Below are 15,698 nucleotides of genomic sequence, written 5' to 3'. Positions count from 1 at the left end.
CAAATGACAATTTTCAATGTGAGTAATAACTAAAATAAAACTAACTTAAAAAGCACTGGTGACATGATGAACTCAAGATTCTCTAAAGTAAGTATGGCAATTGTGATGGCAGCGAGCACAATGAGCGGCGTTGTTTACGGCGCTAACTTTGAAGGCCCAGATTCTGTTGAAAATACAATTGCAGAGCAGAAAGCACAAAAGAAATCTTGGAGGGAGTCATTAGCTGAAGATGGTTTTACATTTGGTGCAGATTACTTTGCTTTGGGGCTGACCTCTGGGGATGGGGTTGGCGGCGATAGCGTTGATGCATCGTCGGGTGTGGCACGATTATACGGTTCATGGCATCTATTAGGTAAGGGCACACAGAACTCAGGTAGCCTGGTTTGGAAGGTGGAACATAGGCATGCTTATGGTGATACTGCGCCAAAAGACTATTCATTCGGCCCTCTTGGCTATGTTGGTGCAATTGGCCCTGCATACAGTGACCAAGGGTTTCGTGTTACGGACTTAAACTGGAAGCAAAAAATCAATGATGGCAAAGGGACTATTGTTGTCGGTTGGCAGGATGTAACGAACTATGCGGATGTTTACGCTCTAGCAAGCCCGTGGTCTGGCTTTACTAACTTGGCATTCTCGACAGGCTCCGGTGCGATGGGCTTGCCGGATGACGGTGTATTGGCCCTTTCTGCCGGTCATATGCTAGGCGAAAACTTTTATGTGGTCGGTGGTATCGCGGACGCAAAGGGTAAATCAGATGACATTTTTGATGGCTTTGATACCGCTTTTGGCAGCGATGCCTCTTACTTCACCACACTGGAGTTAGGCTGGACGGCTTCGCAAGAGCAGATCTACACCGATAACTTCCATGTGACTTTCTGGGACTTTGGTGACGATACTCGTCATAGTAATAGCCTTGCTGCGGAAGGTGGCTCGGGCGTTAACTTCTCATGGAGCCAGTTCATGACTGATCAAGTGATGCCGTTTGTGCGAGGTGGTTTCTCTGAAGGGGATGTTGCCCTTTACGATAAGTCGATTTCTGTTGGTATGGGGTACTTTGGATTAGGAAAACCGACCAACAACCTTGGTGTAGCGCTAAACTGGGCGGAAGTGAATGGTGATTCTTTTGCAGCTGATGCGAAAGCTATAAGCGGTAGTACAGAGCAGTGGATAGCAGAGATCTACTACAACATGCAGTTTGGTGACCATTTCCAAGTAACGCCTGACATCCAGTACATAAAGGATCCTGCATTCTCCAATGAAAGCAGCGCTTGGGTATTCGGTGTTAGAGCGAGAGTCTTTATCTAACAGCTCTGCTTGTTAATCGCTGAAACGTAAAGAATAGATGTAAAAAGTGAGCCTTGATAGGCTCACTTTTTTGTCTTAGATGTGAAAGAAAAGCGGCTATGCTTTTTCGGCTTTGGGCGTATCATCGAGTGCGAAGTAGATCTTTGAAACAACAATCTCTGCGACCAAAATCGTGAATACCACAGCGAAGAACGCTACCACACCATTCCATGGGCCTGTGAAATCTACCTTGTCTCCAAATAAGATATTGATGGCTTCCAACATCACAAACTTAGAGCCCACCAAAATCACGTAACTGGATAAACCGCGATAAATCTTAGGTGCAGTCCCCGGTTTAGATTTGAAGTAATCCGCCAGCTTATGTTCTAAGCCTATAGACAATTTGAGTAATAGCTGCAGCAAAATCGCAGCTGCAAATGAGATGGTGAATGACTCGATATTGACGAAGTCCCAGTATTAAAAAAAATTAAGAACGGTTAAATCGACGAGTACCGCAAGGGTGTATCCGACAAAGAGTCGTTGGGGCGTATTAAATCCATATACTTTTTCTATATTGCTCATCTACTTCTTCCTGAGTAAAGGGTTATAAAAAACTTAGGAGTTAATCTTATAATTTTCAAACGCTTATTGTTTTATATGCGAAACAGGTCTTAAAGTCGGCTTGGCGTATTATGGTAAGTAAGGGTTTTAAGAATGATCCAAGATAAGACTCCAATTTAGACAGAGGCACATATGATTATTCATTTTAGAATCCAAGACGTAGAAGAGCTTTGGGGAGCCATCGATTTGGCAACGCTCTTGCAGTTGGAACTGAGAGCAGTATCAACCACACCGTTAACTCTCTGATTGAAATAGTTAAGTTACCAATTACACTTGAAGCATAAGTTTGAATGGAGTCAACTTAATGCTTTCACCCCAATCGCTGTATTCCTCTTCTATTGCTCTGATCTTAACTGGCCTTTTTTCATCCTCGGCCTATGCCTCAAATGAAGCGATTCAAAATCGTTTAGAGAAGATATTCGCGGCTTCTATAGCGTTGACTGACAGTGATGCGGTTTCTATTGGCTTTGTTGATTTTGACCCAAATTCATTTATCAATTTGAACGACAATGGTTTTGGCTCCGATAAAACCATCGATACTCGAAGCCAAGTGAGTGTGGGCTCCATTCCTTATTCTTCGGTGATTAACACCGATGATCCTGATCTTGACCTTATTTGGTCTGTGCGAGGGTCTTATGCGCTTTCTGAACAGGATATTGAAATCTCACCGGAAGTGACCTCTGACCGTCGTGTGAATCCGAATAAAGACTCAGTATTGGGCCTGTATGGCTTTTTCGGGGTTCAAAACCATTTAACCCAACGTTGGTCTATCGCGTATGGCTTAGGCACTCACTTGCTCTATTACCGCAATAAATATAAATACAACAATAGCTACTCCCAGGCTTTTCAATCTCAGCTCGATGGATACGCTTTGAATACTTCTGCATGGGCATTGATTGGCGAGCCGTCGGTCAAACTCAAATACCTACAGAAACAAGAGTGGGGAAGTTGGAATGTTTCATCAAGAGCGCGTTATTTCTATGGAACGGGATGGGGTGAAGCCAATGATGGCGATATCGGCAACCCTGAAGGTTTACGCTTTATCAATGAAATTGAATTCAGACAAAATGTGGTATTAGATGCTTGGTCTTTAAAGAACCCTCAAATTCATTACAACTTTCGAAGAATCGATGTAGCAGGGGATCTCACAGATCCGCTTGATACGCACTATTACTATGAATTTGGCGCAGGGTTAGTCTTTGATGTGCCTTACGACTCTTACTTCTTTGATAACTTTGGTGTTGGGATCAACTTTAACTACGGCAGTTCATTGAGTGGAGGTAGCTTGCTATTTTTGCTCAATAACTAGCATAAGTCGTTGAGTGCGCGGCTCAGCATCTAATTTGAATTTGTATGTGTCGTAAAATGGTAAATCTTGTTGGTAAAACTTAGTCATCATAGCGCTCTGTCCATCACCCGAGCACATTATGAACAAGTTAAGTTTTGATCGCAGAGCACCGTTTTACGTTGTCTCTGTGCTTGTCTTAAATACGTTAGTTAGCTTGTGGTTGCTGAGCATCGCTTCCACTGCAGCCATGGTTTTTTCCGTGTGCGCGCTATTTCTCTTATGCACATTGAGCACAGCCCGCTTGTATCGACACGAAGTTAATCAAAGCCAGAACAGTTTGTCTGAGGCGATCATTGATGGCGTGGCTGGCTTTATTGTCCTCGATAGTCAATTGAGAATAATTCAGGTTAATCAGCAGTTTTCTCGAGTCTCTGGTTATGCGTTTGACCAGGTCGAAGCTCGCCCCATTTCTGACCTCTGTTTTATGAATAACAGCGGTCTGGTATCGACTATCGCTACTTCCCTTAAACAAAACCAAAGGTGGAAAGGGGAGTTGAGCGGTGTTAGCCGCCTTGGCGAGCATTTCACGGTTAACGTGGTGGTTGAAAAGCTCTCGGAACTATTACCACATAACGAAAAGTACGTGGTCACGTTTACCGATATCAGCAAACGAAAGGTTTTAGAGCGTCGCTTAAGAGTGCTGGTGGAAACCGATTCACTAACTGGTTGTTGGAATCGACGCCGCTTTGATAACGACTTAAAACATTATTCTAACCTGGCAGAGCGTTATGGTTACACACATTCCTGTTTGGCGTTGATCGATTTAGATCACTTCAAGGCTATCAATGATAATCACGGTCATGACCAAGGTGATTCAGCGCTGAAAGAGGTCGCTGAACTGTTGAGAAACAACAGCCGAGACACTGATATCGTCGCGCGAGTAGGCGGAGAAGAGTTCGCTATCTTGATGCCTGAAACCAATTTGGCAGAAGCGTTTGAGGCGATGTATCGACTGAAAGAAGTGATTACCAAAGGGACAACATTGAACCTGACCGTGAGCAGTGGTGTGTCTGAAATACAGGCGCAAGCCGAAGCGACCTATCGCAGTGCAGATAAGGCACTTTACCGCGCTAAAGGTAACGGGCGAAATAGAGTGTGTAGCTCTAGCCCAGGCTGTGCTACTCCAATTGCCCTTGGTTAGATGTAGGCCGTGCTTGGTTAATCAATCGAGCGAAGCCTAAGCCGAGATTGAGCGTTGGTAAATCTTCGGCGTAAGGCCAGACACACGCTTAAATGCACGAGAAAAATGAGAGATGTTGGTGTAACCGAGTTGGCTAGAAATGTAGGTCAGCGTGTGGCCTTCTTCCATCAGCTCGCAAGCTACAGAAAACATCAGGTTCTCTTTGATCTTTCGATAAGTGGTGTTTTCATTCTTGAGTTTGCGTTGGAACGTTCGCACTGAAAAGTTGAGCAGCTCTGCCGCCTCTTCAAGAGAGAGGTCTTGTTCTTTCATGTACGGTTTTAGAAGCTCATAAATACTATCGGTAAAGCTGGTATGCCACTCAATAAGTGTCGGTTTTGTACTGAGGTCTTTAGACGTAAGACGGATTGGGAGTTGTAAGATCTCATCAGGAATCTGCACAGCAGTCGACGAATGATCAACAAACAGTTGGCAGTTACTTGATACCAGTGTTTTGACGACATCGATGTCATGCCCTTGCAAGCGAACTTTAGTCGGTAACCATGGTGATTGCGATAAAATGGTTATTAACTCGATGATATAAATAACAGCGAAAGCTTCGCCCCATTGAAACATAGGGGAGTTGTCTTCCGGGGCTGTCCGGCAAAACCAGTTCTGACCGTGTTCTTGGATAAACTCGACTTTGCTGCCTGGTGAATCATAGGCAAAGATTGAATTGATCTGTTTTAGTGCATCGCCAATGGTTTCGAATTCGGTAAATTGATGCAAGACATTTGGGATGATTCGACGTCGAAATGCGAGTCCAAGAATATCGGTGAACCGAGATACGCCAAGTTGGGCGGATGTCAGATAAATCAAACGTTTAATCGATTCTGATGGCACAAAGTCGCTTTCTGATTCAATGAGATCGGGCGGTAAACCAGAATCTTTGAGCAAAAGGTGGAGGTCGAGACCATAGTCAGAAAAAACCTGAACCAGAATTTTGGCGTAGTTCGTTTGAATTACCGGGACTTGGTAGTGACTAGAGCTCATTGGAATACAATCCTGTATATATTGTCGCACTATTAGACGTGCATATCATTTGCAACGTTTTGTTTACTAAATCTAACCCTATTTACTTGAGTTTTCCATCACCGGGCTTATTTTTAAAGTATTAATTTTGTTGATGTTAGTTATCTAGAAGGGAGTCCCATGTCAGAAGTCAACGGGAATGCGCAAGAAGCCAAGGAAGAAGTTGGCCAGCAAGAAAATGGAAAAGACAAAGTAAGAAAGGTCACCAACTACTTATTGTTGTTCGTAGCGTTCATGTTGATCTTCAGTATCATTTCAGACCGCATCATCCCTATTACTGATAATGCTCGTGTCAAAGGTTATATCGTTCCAATCAAACCTGAGGTGTCGGGTAAAGTGCTCGATATTCTTGTTCAACCTAACCAACTGGTTAATCAAGGCGATAAGCTAGCCATTTTAGATGAGTCTGATTACCAAATAGCCGTACAACAAGCCGAGCAAAATTTAGAGATTGCAGGCCAAAATGTCGGCGCTCAAACCGCGAGCATTGCTTCAGCACAAGCGAAACTCACCTCAGCCATTGTTGAAAGACAAAATACCAAACTGCAAGCTAAGCGTGTTTTAGAGATGGCCGATAAAGGTGTCGTTTCTAAATCAGATGCAGATAAAGCGCGAGCAACATTAGCGACCTCTAGTGCGGCGGTTGTGAATGCAGAAGCTGACCTTGACCGTGCTAAGAAACAAATGGGTAAAGAAGGCGAAGAAAATAGCCAAGTGAAAGCGGCGTTGCTGGCACTTGAACAAGCTCAATTGAATCTAGAGCGCACCGTGATTACTGCACCGACACAAGGTGGTGTCTCTAACTTTAGCCTGTCTGAAGGTTTCTATGCATCAGCAGGGCAAGCAATCATGACCTTTGTTTCAACCGAAGATATTTGGATTGAAGCTTATTATCGAGAGAACAGCCTAGGTAATGTAACGGTCGGTGATGAAGTTGAAGTGGCGTTAGATTTCGCACCGGGCAAAGTGGTAAAAGGGCGCGTAAGTAGTATCGATTGGGGTGTTGATTGGGGGCAAAATGACCAAGCAGGTAAGCTTGCTCAAGCTAGCCAACAAACGGGTTGGTTGCGCCAAACACAGATGCTTCCCATAACCATTGAATTTGATAATGAAGAAGTGACAGGCATGCTCCGAGTGGGTGGCCAAGCGGATGTGATTGTTTATAGCGGCGATAACTTTGTATTCAACGCGATAGGCAAAGTATGGATTCGTTTGATTAGCGTATTGTCTTATGTCCGATAAGCCGATTCCTGACCAGCAAACACAGCAACGGATCCTGCGATTTACGGTCGGGGTCACGTTGGCTGTTTTCTTGGCGGCGTGGATAAACTGGCCGCTTGCGTTTGTGGCGCCAGTGTTCACAGCTAAGTTCTTAATTGATAAACCAAATCTCCATAAGGAAACGGTCTACGAATTGCTCTTGGCCGTTGTGGTCACAATGGGGTTAGGTTTATTGCTGTCGCGAGGAATTACCCATTATCCAATCCCATTGCTGATTTTAGTGGGGCTAATGATGCTTTGGGGCTACTACTTGTTTGTCGACCCAAAATGGAACCTGTTCGCCACCATACTGTTGATTGCGGTCTTGATGTTGCCATTCATGGCGATTGATAACCCTGGCGTTTCAGTCATGCTGGCCTCTGGCTTAGCGACCTCTGGTGTGGTTTCAGTAATGCTTTTTGCGTTAGTGCATGTGTTTTTCCCTGAGCCTAAATCGGCGTTTTCTGGCTTCGCTGCTGCGCCACTCGAAAAGAAACAGCGTTGGTATGCAGCCTTTAGGGCGATGATCATCTCCTATCCAGTGGTTTGTTTTTTCTTTATCTTTCAAATATCTGAAGCTTTACTGACAATGATGTTCATCGCGTTGTTATCGTTGATGATTACGTCAGAGAAGTCGATAAAGTTGAGCGCTTTTCTGGTGATAAGTAACGGTATCGGAGGATTGCTGGCGATTGCTGCTTTTTCAATTCTTTCCATAGTACCCAACATTGTCTTCTATTCTTTGTTTATAGGACTTATTGCCATTCTTATGGCTACCAAGATCTACACGGTTCCCGAAAAAGCACCTATTTTCGCCACTGCATTTAGTACGTTGCTCGTACTTGTTGGTAGCACATTGATGAGCTCCGGTGACATCGATAGCAACACCCTTATACGCATATTCCAATTAGTGTTAATTGGCATATATATGATTTTGGCTTCTCTATTCCTAGAAACACGGAATTGGAAGTTCCTACAAAATCAGCCTTAATTTTGTTTAACAAGGACGTCTCATGAAGTTAACCGATGATTTTTCAAAACAGGCGATAGACGCTGCCATCAAGATCGCAGCGATTGCCATGCTCGTGTATTGGTGTTTTTCGATTTTGCGCCCATTCATTCTTTTGGTGATATGGGGGGCGATCATTGCGACTGCGTTGTATCCAGTGGCGGTCGCAATTTCAAATAAAACCGGGATGTCGAAAGGTAAAGCCAGTGCATTGCTGAGCTTTATTGGTGTGATTCTTCTATTTATTCCTTTGGCGGCGCTTTCTTCTGGTATCTACACCAGCGCGACTGACCTGATGACAGGGCTTCAAGATGGCACATTGTCATTGCCTAAACCGAAAGAGTCCTTACAAGATATTCCATTCATAGGTGAGAAGGTTTATTCAACCTTGGTTGCCGCCTCCAACAATATTGAAGGCACTTTCATAAAGTATGCGGATGAACTTAAACAGTTTGCGACGAAAGCGGCTTCTGTTCTTGGCTCGTTAGGTGGCGGCTTTATTCAGTTCATCATCTCTACCATCATTGCGGGTGCATTCATGAGTAATGCCGATAAATGCAAAACCGGCGTGACTCACTTAGTGGCGCGTTTAACGGGCGGTAAAGGTGAAGAGTTGGTAGAGCTCTCTAAATCGACCGTGCGAAGCGTTGTGCAAGGTGTGATTGGTGTGGCTGTGATTCAATCCATGATGTCGGCAATCGGTTTGGTGATTGCAGGCGTTCCAGCAGCTGCGTTTTGGGCGCTAGCTGTGCTGCTCATTGCGATAATCCAACTTCCACCGATTCTCGCTCTATTACCGGCGATCATCTACATGTTCAGCGTTGAATCGACACTGGCGGCGAGCTTGTTCTTAGTGTGGTGTATTTTGGTGAGCGGCAGTGACGCTATCTTAAAGCCAGTATTGCTGAGCCGTGGCTCTCACATTCCAATGTTGGTAATTCTATTGGGTGCACTGGGCGGAATGGCGATGTCAGGCATCGTCGGTCTGTTTGTCGGTGCTGTGATACTGAGTTTAAGCTATGAGCTGATGATGGCGTGGCTTGGACTTGAAGAGAAAAACCAACAAGAAACTGAGAAAAGACCTGCAGAGGTCGAGGGAAAATAGATGAAGCCAGTCTCTAAAGACGACAACTTCTACTTCTTATTCTATGCACTGTTGGTGTTGTTTCTTGGTTGCGCGGTGATGCAGCAGTTTTATCCGCAAGGCCAGAAAACAATCCTATTTCTTATCATTATTACGTTGGCGAGTTCAATTGCCGGTATTCATAAAGAGCGAGCCTTGTATCGCTCTTGGTATGGGCTGTTATTGATTACGGCGCTCGTGTCTGGCGTGTTTTCATTTTTGGAAGGCTATAACCTGTCGATAGTGACGCTATCGGCGTTGGCTGTGTTCTTGTTTTCACACATTTACTCGGCGTTGAAGCAGGTGATGAAAGCCAAAACGGTGACACCCAATCACATCATCGGCTCCATCTGTATTTACTTGTTGCTAGGGTTTGCTTGGTCGACCATCTACTTGTTAATTTTAGAGATCTTTCCTAATGCCTTTAACGGGTTAGAAGAGCAAGTCTGGCTGACGAACTTGTTTAATGCGATGTACTTTAGCTTTATCACCTTGACTACGGTTGGTTACGGCGACATATCACCAGCTCTGCCTATTGCTCAATTCTTTGTGTTTATGGAATCCATTATCGGCAGCTTTTACTTAGCTATCATGGTGGCGAGTTTGGTGAGCATTCGACTTGCACAGTCTCAGTCCCAATAGAGCATTTACAAATAATAGAGCACATACAAACAAGCCCGGCAATCGCCGGGCTTGTTCTATTTTATGAGCTCAAAAGTCTCTTTAAGTTTGAACTCTGTGTGGGCGATGAACCTTAAGCTTCAGTGCCTTGAATCTTCTCTAATTCAGCGATAGTTGTTTGCGATACAAGCTGACCATCCATGTAATAGGTAACGTTTTGACCGTCTTTGATGCCCGTTAGAGTCGCTGTTTCCCCAGATGTATAGACGATGTCCATTTGAATCGTGTTTTCGTCGATCTTAATCATCTCACCCGTTTCAATGGTGCGATTGTTAGAAATTGGGCCGACAGGGGCTTCTTTCAGGCTTGGGTCCAGCTCATCGTTCACTTTGAAGTGCGTGTCTGTTTTTGTATCAAATACGTGTGGTGAACCGCTGATAGGGTTTTTACCTGTCCAGAATTCAAGTGAGTTGAATACCACATAGTCTGCTGCGGTAGTAATACCGTATACAGGCGCTAATAAGAAGTTTACACCTGCACGGGCATAGCGGTTATCGACAACTTCAACGTTAAATTTCATCACTTTCCCTGTTACGGCGTTGCTGCCGATACAACCAGTTAGCGCAGAAGCCAAAACCGTTAGTCCTACAATTTTAAGTGCAATCTTTTTCATTTTAGTACCTGTATAAGTTAGAAGTCTGTTTCGTTGGAACAGGTGTAGTATGGTTTTTATTCGATGGTCAGTTTTACCATTTAGCGCCACTGACGATATAAAATGCACTCGGACTTTTGGCATCAAGCTAGGTATAAAACTGGGCACAAAAAAAGCGCGACCTAATAGGGCGCGCTTTGGGGTATTTAGATAAGTCGTAATGAAAACAACGACTCCCATATAGAATTACTTCATCACGTAGGTATAAGCCGATACGACAAGCCAGCGGAAAAATCGAAATAAAAGGGTGGTGGCTTTAAAGGCAAACTTGGCAATGGATACCATTGCTTCTGCACCAATGCTTACACACTTATGCAAATCGGATTCTTTGTATTCTGAATAGGTCATCTGTTTTCTCATTTCTCGCGCTTGTCTTTCATATGTAAGTAACGACTCCTGTCTGGCGATATCCCCTGAGCGCGTAATGTACGAACTTTCGCCGATAGAGATTTACCATTTTATGCCAAGTGGGTTAATAACTAGCCAAAAGAGAAAGGGCTGAGAGAATTTAACGGCATAGCGAGGTGTAACTGATCAAGTTACCGAAAAAACGAGGGTAATAGTGGTATGATCGCGGGCTCAGCACCATAAGTGATAAAGAATAGGAAACAGAATGACTCACCTTACCGAACAGCAAGAAGCTGCAATGGCGACGTTTAAAGAAAACTTACACCTTCCAAATGGTGGTTTTCATAAACTGATTATCGAGCTAAGTAAGGAGTATCAGCTGCCTTTCCAAAAGGTGCGTGCGGTTTTAAAGAAAGCTCAAAAAGATGTTGAACGACAAATACGAGAAGATTTTACCAGCGTTGATGACACAGTACTGAGCCAAGCGAATTGGGTAAACATCATTAAGTCGAAGCTTGTTGACTTAGCGGAAGAAAACCAAACGGTCATGGATAAGCTGCAACAAAACCTGAAGTATCAAAAAGTGTTGTCGGCAACCGAGGGTTCAATCGCAAGCGAAGACGAACGTGACGAGTTGATTGAAGAGTTGATTCAAGCTTATGAGAAAGAGGTGTTCAAACCGTTACTGGCGATGTTGCATACAACGAAGCTGTATTGGAAGTTAATGCTGGTGGATGAGACATGTAAGATGAATGAGGAGAATCGTGAGAAGTTCAGTGATTACCCTCAACACATGCAAGCTGCAGAACACTTATATACTCTTGATCAGAAGTTAAGGTCGATGCCGTTAACTTATTAGTCCATGAATGCACTGATAATGACTCAATGGTGATTTAGAGTTTGATATAAGTTGGTTTCAATAGAAGTACGATAACCTAGCTAGCGTTAGCCGCGTGTGAAATGCAAAAAGGGCTAGGTTTCAGATCTGTTTTACTTCTACTCTATTTTGTTCTGCTAGAGCGAATTGAGGGTGACATCTTTTACATCTTTGGGACTAGATGGTGTTTCTTTTGTAGCCTTTGGGAAATGCTATAGGAGTGTGAAATGTCCTAGGGTGTTTCCGTTGCCTGAAACGATAGTTCCGATGCTTTCTCGTTCATTAAATTCAAAGTCGATGAGATAGCTGTGATGTTGTAGCTTGGGCAATATGTGGCGGTGGAGTATATCGCTATTGAGCTGTCGAATCTCGGTGACCCATGAAATCTCTTCTTTGTGTAAATCTATTTTAATCTTGAGCATTTATTACCTTTTAGTTTATTGACTGTTTTTTCGCGTGATAGTTGGTACCAATGGGTTTGTCGTGTTGTTCTGCGTGACATAACTGTGCCTTGTGTTTATTACATTTGTATTTAAGTGCTCGATCTATTCTGACTTCGCTGACAAAAGAGCAAATGACGATAGATCGGTAGTAGGATCGAATTTAAAAGCTATTGAATGACTATCTGGGTGAAAGCTGACGCAGAGATGGTGTAACGAGGGAATCGAGAACTGTCTATGTGGAACTTGGACTTACTTTAGCATTAACAGCTCTATAGATTAGAGCCAAGTGGCGAACTATACGCCTAGTTTTCAAAATTACAACCCTATTTTCAATTAAATTCAAAAATATTTTTGGGTGATTTACCATCGGTTACTGAAGGTTAAATGAGCGAAGGTCAGGGATTTGACCATGATATCTGACTGAGTCTTGGCTTTTCAGCTGTTCGTATTCGTTGTCATTAGTGGGTTTAATTGATCAGCTAATTTGGTGATGATTAAGTCTCTGTTATATATGACCTTTACATTGTAAATTACAATCCATGATTTTGGGGTTCAGCGTTGTAATTACAGGGTTTTTGGGTGCTTTCCCCATCTGTTTTTTTCTTCAGGTTGATGAGTATTTTCCTCTTCGCGTCTTTTTGATATTTCTGATTCCTAATACCTCTCCTGACTACGCAAAATATGAATACTCACTTTTACATTTCTGAATAATAAAGTTGTTGTATCGCCAATTTAGTGCAAATATAATTGATAATAGTTCTCACTTGCGTTACAAGTTTGTTGTCAATCCAATGACAGACTTTAAATTATCGTTATTTAGCAGTTGTGTACGCCCCATGCTCGTCTATGAGTAATGTGACTTTCATTGTCATGAGTGGTGGTTTGTATCAATGGCAAAGGAAGAAACATGAAGAAAACAATCAATTCAGTTCGCCAGTTATTGAGCGGGCTTGCCATCGTTCTAGCATCATCATTCATGATGACCGCGCATGCGGAAACCGTCACCATTGAGCATGTGAAAGGCACAGCGCAGTTTACTGAAGTACCACAGCGAGTGGTGGTTCTAGGCCACGGTAGCTTAGACGTGCTCGATAAAATTGGTGTACAGCCAGTTGGCGCGCCTCATAGCTTGCTGCCTGATTACCTAGCTTCGTACAAAGATACGACGGCAAATACAGGCTCTTTAAGCGAACCTGATTTTGAAGCTATCTACATGTTGAAGCCTGACATCATCATCGCGGAAAACCGCATGCTTAAGGTTTACGACAAACTGGCACAAATTGCTCCTACTGTCATGTTTTCTATTGAAGGCGACAAGTACTGGGCTGATGCTCAGCAAAACTGGCGTGTGCTAGGCGACATCTTTGGTAAGCAAGCTGAAGTCGAAGCGATCATTAAAGAGACTCAAGCTTCTATCACAGCGGTAAACGACAAAGTAGCGTCTGACGAAACTTCAGCAATGATGCTAATGAACAACGGTAACAACATTGCGATGTTCAACAAAGGCAGCCGTTTCTCAATCATCTTTGATGACTTTGGTTTCGTGGAATCAAAGAGTGCAACCGTGGCTCCGATTAAAGGAACACACGGCAACCTAATCTCTTTTGAATACATAGCTGATGCAAAACCTGAAGTGCTTTACGTGCTTGACCGCGAAAAAGCGATTGGTAAATCAGAAGGACGCGCACAACAACTGTTTGATAACCCACTGGTTGCGGCAACACCTGCAGCGCAGCACGGCAATATCGTTTACCTTGATTCAAGTGCTTGGTATTTGGCTGGTGGCGGTGTGACAGCGATTCATAGAATGCTTAGTGACATTGAACGTACGATTCAATAGTTACTAACCATCAGATTTTCGGGCTTATAAGAGTGTTCTTATAAGCCCTTTTTCACTTTTTTATACGGGCTACCCGAGACCTATCTTTAGTATTATTCCTATGTTGAAACCCATTGCAGCTGCTGTATTTCTTGTTGTGTTATGCGTTGCGTCATTGATGATTGGAGTCGCTGAAATCAGTTTTAGTGACTTCTTCAATGGCAACCAACACGCCAATTCTATTTATATTGTTAGTCGGATTCCTCGACTACTCGCGATCGTGCTTGCCGGAGCGGGATTGAGTGTTTCTGGCTTGATCATGCAGCAAATCGTACAGAACAAGTTTGCCGCGCCTTCGACGATGGGCACCATTGACTGTGCGATGTTGGGTTACATTGTCGGCATTCTAGTGCTAGGCAATGCTGCGCAATGGAGCTACTTAGGCTTTATCTTCGCGTTTGCAGTGTTTGGCACCATGCTATTGGTTCGCTTCCTACAACACCTCAAGTTTAAGAACGCGGTATTGGTGCCTTTGATTGGCATTATGTATGGCAACGTTGTTTCGTCTCTAACAACCTTTATTGCTTATAAGTACGACTTAGTACAAACCATGTCGGCATGGACTATGGCGAACTTTGCGAGCGTGTTGCAGGGCAGCTATGAAATCCTTTATCTCGCGGTGCCTGCTTGTGTATTGGCTTACTATTTCGCGAGCCAGTTCAGTGCGGCGAGCATCGGTGAGAGCTTCGCGAAAAACATCGGTTTGAATTATCAGAAGATCGTCTTCATTGGTGTTGCGTTAGTGGCTATCAGTGCCTCCTCTGTGGTGATGATCGTTGGTGTTATCCCATTCCTTGGCCTTATCGTGCCGAATATCGTGTCTCTGATGATGGGCGATAACATGAAGAAGATTCTGCCTTGGACTGCCTACTGGGGGGTGATCTTGGTGTTGGCTTGTGACCTGCTAGCTCGAATCGTCATCTTCCCTTATGAGATTCCAATCTCGATGGTAATCAGCATCTTTGGTGGCATGATTTTTATTTACCTAATCATGAGAGACAAGTCGAATGCGTGATTCAGTAAAAATTGCGATTCTGGCTATCGCGTCTTTGGGTATGACAGCGCTATTCATCGGGCAGGGGCTGACGTGGGATAACTACGAGTTCTTCTTGTCTCTGCGCCTACCAAAATTGCTGTCGATTGTGTTGGCGGCGGTAGCGATCTCGGCGTCGTCATTGGTTTTCCAAACCATTACTAATAACCGAATTCTAACCCCATCCATCTTGGGCTTTGACAGCTTGTATATGCTGGTACAAACGGTACTTCTGTTTGTGTTTGGCAGTGCTAGCTTCTGGGTGATTGACTCGATCGCAAACTTTTCGATGTCTGTGACTGTGATGATCTTGTTCTCGTTTGCTCTGTTCCATTTCTACTTTAAGAGCAAGCGAAACAACGTATTCACACTGCTGTTGATAGGCATCGTATGTGGCAGCGTATTCTCGAGTTTGTCTAACTTCTTGGCGATGTTGATTGACCCGAACGAGTTCGCGGTGCTGCAGAATGTGATGTTCGCAAGTTTCAATAACGTGAAAGGCGAGTTGGTTTACCTCAGCCTTATTCCTTTGGGTTTGAGCTTGCTTGGCCTTTGGTTGTTAGCGCCTAAGCTTGATGTACTTTGGCTTGGTGTTGATAACGCGACAAGCCTGGGTGTGAACACCAAGCGATTGACTCAGATTACCTTGGTGATTGTGTCAGTGATGGTCGCGGTGTCTACGGCTCTGGTTGGCCCTGTGCTGTTCTTTGGCTTGATCACCGTAAGCTTAGCTCGCCAGATATTCCGATCTTATCAGCATCGTGTGCTTATCATCGCAAGCAGCTTACTAGCGATCGTGCTATTGGTTTCTGGCCAATGGTTTATCGAAAAAGTGATGGCGTTTGAAACCACTGTGAGTGTGATTATTAACTTGGTCGGCGGTTTGTATTTTATGTTCTTGTTGTTACGCACCAGAATTCAGTAAAGG

15 protein-coding genes and 1 pseudogene are annotated in these 15,698 nt (G+C 43.9%); 11 read left to right on the top strand and 5 right to left on the bottom strand.

Annotated features, from left to right (window positions below; all coding sequences use genetic code 11):
* The first annotated feature begins 105 nt into the window (after positions 1-105).
* On the top strand, positions 106-1,305 hold the full coding sequence (locus AB4161_RS19710; protein WP_372084024.1) for a carbohydrate porin: 1,200 nt from the start codon (positions 106-108) through the stop codon (positions 1,303-1,305).
* A gap of 96 nt (positions 1,306-1,401) precedes the next feature.
* On the opposite strand, the pseudogene AB4161_RS19705 reads toward AB4161_RS19710, so the two are convergent.
* Positions 1,402-1,866: pseudogene (locus AB4161_RS19705) on the bottom strand (hypothetical protein).
* Positions 1,867-2,209: 343 nt separating this feature from the next.
* Between AB4161_RS19705 and AB4161_RS19700 the strand changes: the two are divergent.
* Positions 2,210-3,214: a Solitary outer membrane autotransporter beta-barrel domain gene (locus tag AB4161_RS19700; protein WP_372084005.1), complete on the top strand. Its 1,005-nt coding sequence runs from the start codon at positions 2,210-2,212 to the stop codon at positions 3,212-3,214.
* A 118-nt stretch (positions 3,215-3,332) separates the two neighbouring features.
* Complete coding sequence (locus AB4161_RS19695; protein WP_372084002.1) at positions 3,333-4,394, top strand: diguanylate cyclase; 1,062 nt, start codon at positions 3,333-3,335, stop codon at positions 4,392-4,394.
* 36 nt (positions 4,395-4,430) lie between these two features.
* On the opposite strand, the gene AB4161_RS19690 is transcribed toward AB4161_RS19695, so the two are convergent.
* On the bottom strand, positions 4,431-5,426 hold the full coding sequence (locus tag AB4161_RS19690; protein WP_017072267.1) for an AraC family transcriptional regulator: 996 nt from the start codon (positions 5,424-5,426) through the stop codon (positions 4,431-4,433).
* Between the two features lie 159 nt (positions 5,427-5,585).
* Between AB4161_RS19690 and AB4161_RS19685 the strand changes: the two genes are divergently transcribed.
* Genes AB4161_RS19685 through AB4161_RS19670 form a run of 4 tightly spaced genes read left to right on the top strand, consistent with a single transcriptional unit; the run spans position 5,586 to position 9,499 of the window.
* Entirely contained in the window at positions 5,586-6,707 is a 1,122-nt protein-coding gene (locus AB4161_RS19685; RefSeq protein WP_108123335.1) for an HlyD family secretion protein, read from the top strand.
* Positions 6,697-7,716 carry a DUF2955 domain-containing protein gene (locus tag AB4161_RS19680; RefSeq protein ID WP_048606138.1) on the top strand — a complete coding sequence of 340 codons (1,020 nt, stop codon included), beginning with the start codon at positions 6,697-6,699 and terminating at the stop codon, positions 7,714-7,716. The genes AB4161_RS19685 and AB4161_RS19680 overlap by 11 nt, the downstream gene beginning before the upstream one ends.
* A 22-nt stretch (positions 7,717-7,738) precedes the next feature.
* Positions 7,739-8,839, top strand: a complete 1,101-nt coding sequence (locus AB4161_RS19675; protein WP_372083999.1) for an AI-2E family transporter — start codon at positions 7,739-7,741, stop codon at positions 8,837-8,839.
* Positions 8,840-9,499: a potassium channel family protein gene (locus tag AB4161_RS19670; protein WP_017061900.1), complete on the top strand. Its 660-nt coding sequence runs from the start codon at positions 8,840-8,842 to the stop codon at positions 9,497-9,499. It abuts the gene before it with no gap.
* A gap of 112 nt (positions 9,500-9,611) precedes the next feature.
* Here the strand turns inward: AB4161_RS19670 and AB4161_RS19665 are convergent, their stop codons facing one another.
* Together AB4161_RS19665 and AB4161_RS19660 are read right to left on the bottom strand one after the other, a co-directional pair.
* Positions 9,612-10,151 (bottom strand): DUF3332 domain-containing protein, encoded by a 540-nt coding sequence (locus tag AB4161_RS19665; protein ID WP_017061899.1) that lies wholly within the window; start codon positions 10,149-10,151, stop codon positions 9,612-9,614.
* A gap of 225 nt (positions 10,152-10,376) precedes the next feature.
* Positions 10,377-10,538, bottom strand: coding sequence for a hypothetical protein (locus AB4161_RS19660; protein ID WP_019820087.1), 162 nt, complete (start codon positions 10,536-10,538; stop codon positions 10,377-10,379).
* Between the two features lie 265 nt (positions 10,539-10,803).
* Between AB4161_RS19660 and AB4161_RS19655 the strand changes: the two genes are divergently transcribed.
* Positions 10,804-11,397, top strand: a complete 594-nt coding sequence (locus AB4161_RS19655; RefSeq protein WP_017061898.1) for a hypothetical protein — start codon at positions 10,804-10,806, stop codon at positions 11,395-11,397.
* 230 nt (positions 11,398-11,627) lie between these two features.
* On the opposite strand, the gene AB4161_RS19650 is transcribed toward AB4161_RS19655, so the two are convergent.
* Entirely contained in the window at positions 11,628-11,837 is a 210-nt protein-coding gene (locus AB4161_RS19650; protein ID WP_004731601.1) for a hypothetical protein, read from the bottom strand.
* A 928-nt stretch (positions 11,838-12,765) separates the two neighbouring features.
* On the opposite strand from AB4161_RS19650, the gene AB4161_RS19645 reads away from it, so the two are divergent.
* The 3 genes from AB4161_RS19645 (at position 12,766) to AB4161_RS19635 (ending at position 15,695) form a co-directional block, all read left to right on the top strand.
* The gene (locus AB4161_RS19645; protein WP_017061897.1) at positions 12,766-13,698 is read left to right on the top strand and encodes a siderophore ABC transporter substrate-binding protein; all 933 of its coding nucleotides are present in this window, start codon (positions 12,766-12,768) and stop codon (positions 13,696-13,698) included.
* Between the two features lie 100 nt (positions 13,699-13,798).
* Entirely contained in the window at positions 13,799-14,752 is a 954-nt protein-coding gene (locus AB4161_RS19640; RefSeq protein ID WP_017061896.1) for an ABC transporter permease, read from the top strand.
* Entirely contained in the window at positions 14,745-15,695 is a 951-nt protein-coding gene (locus AB4161_RS19635; RefSeq protein ID WP_136978264.1) for an iron chelate uptake ABC transporter family permease subunit, read from the top strand. The genes AB4161_RS19640 and AB4161_RS19635 overlap by 8 nt, the downstream gene beginning before the upstream one ends.
* Positions 15,696-15,698 lie beyond the last annotated feature (3 nt).

Source organism: Vibrio sp. 10N.286.51.E5, assembly GCF_041469125.1.
GTDB lineage: Bacteria > Pseudomonadota > Gammaproteobacteria > Enterobacterales > Vibrionaceae > Vibrio > Vibrio crassostreae_C.
This window is presented reverse-complemented; position numbering and strand designations above follow the sequence as displayed.

Coding starts and splice junctions, on each gene's coding strand:
- AB4161_RS19710 (WP_372084024.1), top strand. CDS start 106: ATGGCAGCGAGCACAATGAGCGGCGTTGTTTACGGCGCTAACTTTGAA.
- AB4161_RS19700 (WP_372084005.1), top strand. CDS start 2,210: ATGCTTTCACCCCAATCGCTGTATTCCTCTTCTATTGCTCTGATCTTA.
- AB4161_RS19695 (WP_372084002.1), top strand. CDS start 3,333: ATGAACAAGTTAAGTTTTGATCGCAGAGCACCGTTTTACGTTGTCTCT.
- AB4161_RS19690 (WP_017072267.1), bottom strand. CDS start 5,426: ATGAGCTCTAGTCACTACCAAGTCCCGGTAATTCAAACGAACTACGCC.
- AB4161_RS19685 (WP_108123335.1), top strand. CDS start 5,586: ATGTCAGAAGTCAACGGGAATGCGCAAGAAGCCAAGGAAGAAGTTGGC.
- AB4161_RS19680 (WP_048606138.1), top strand. CDS start 6,697: ATGTCCGATAAGCCGATTCCTGACCAGCAAACACAGCAACGGATCCTG.
- AB4161_RS19675 (WP_372083999.1), top strand. CDS start 7,739: ATGAAGTTAACCGATGATTTTTCAAAACAGGCGATAGACGCTGCCATC.
- AB4161_RS19670 (WP_017061900.1), top strand. CDS start 8,840: ATGAAGCCAGTCTCTAAAGACGACAACTTCTACTTCTTATTCTATGCA.
- AB4161_RS19665 (WP_017061899.1), bottom strand. CDS start 10,151: ATGAAAAAGATTGCACTTAAAATTGTAGGACTAACGGTTTTGGCTTCT.
- AB4161_RS19660 (WP_019820087.1), bottom strand. CDS start 10,538: ATGACCTATTCAGAATACAAAGAATCCGATTTGCATAAGTGTGTAAGC.
- AB4161_RS19655 (WP_017061898.1), top strand. CDS start 10,804: ATGACTCACCTTACCGAACAGCAAGAAGCTGCAATGGCGACGTTTAAA.
- AB4161_RS19650 (WP_004731601.1), bottom strand. CDS start 11,837: ATGCTCAAGATTAAAATAGATTTACACAAAGAAGAGATTTCATGGGTC.
- AB4161_RS19645 (WP_017061897.1), top strand. CDS start 12,766: ATGAAGAAAACAATCAATTCAGTTCGCCAGTTATTGAGCGGGCTTGCC.
- AB4161_RS19640 (WP_017061896.1), top strand. CDS start 13,799: ATGTTGAAACCCATTGCAGCTGCTGTATTTCTTGTTGTGTTATGCGTT.
- AB4161_RS19635 (WP_136978264.1), top strand. CDS start 14,745: ATGCGTGATTCAGTAAAAATTGCGATTCTGGCTATCGCGTCTTTGGGT.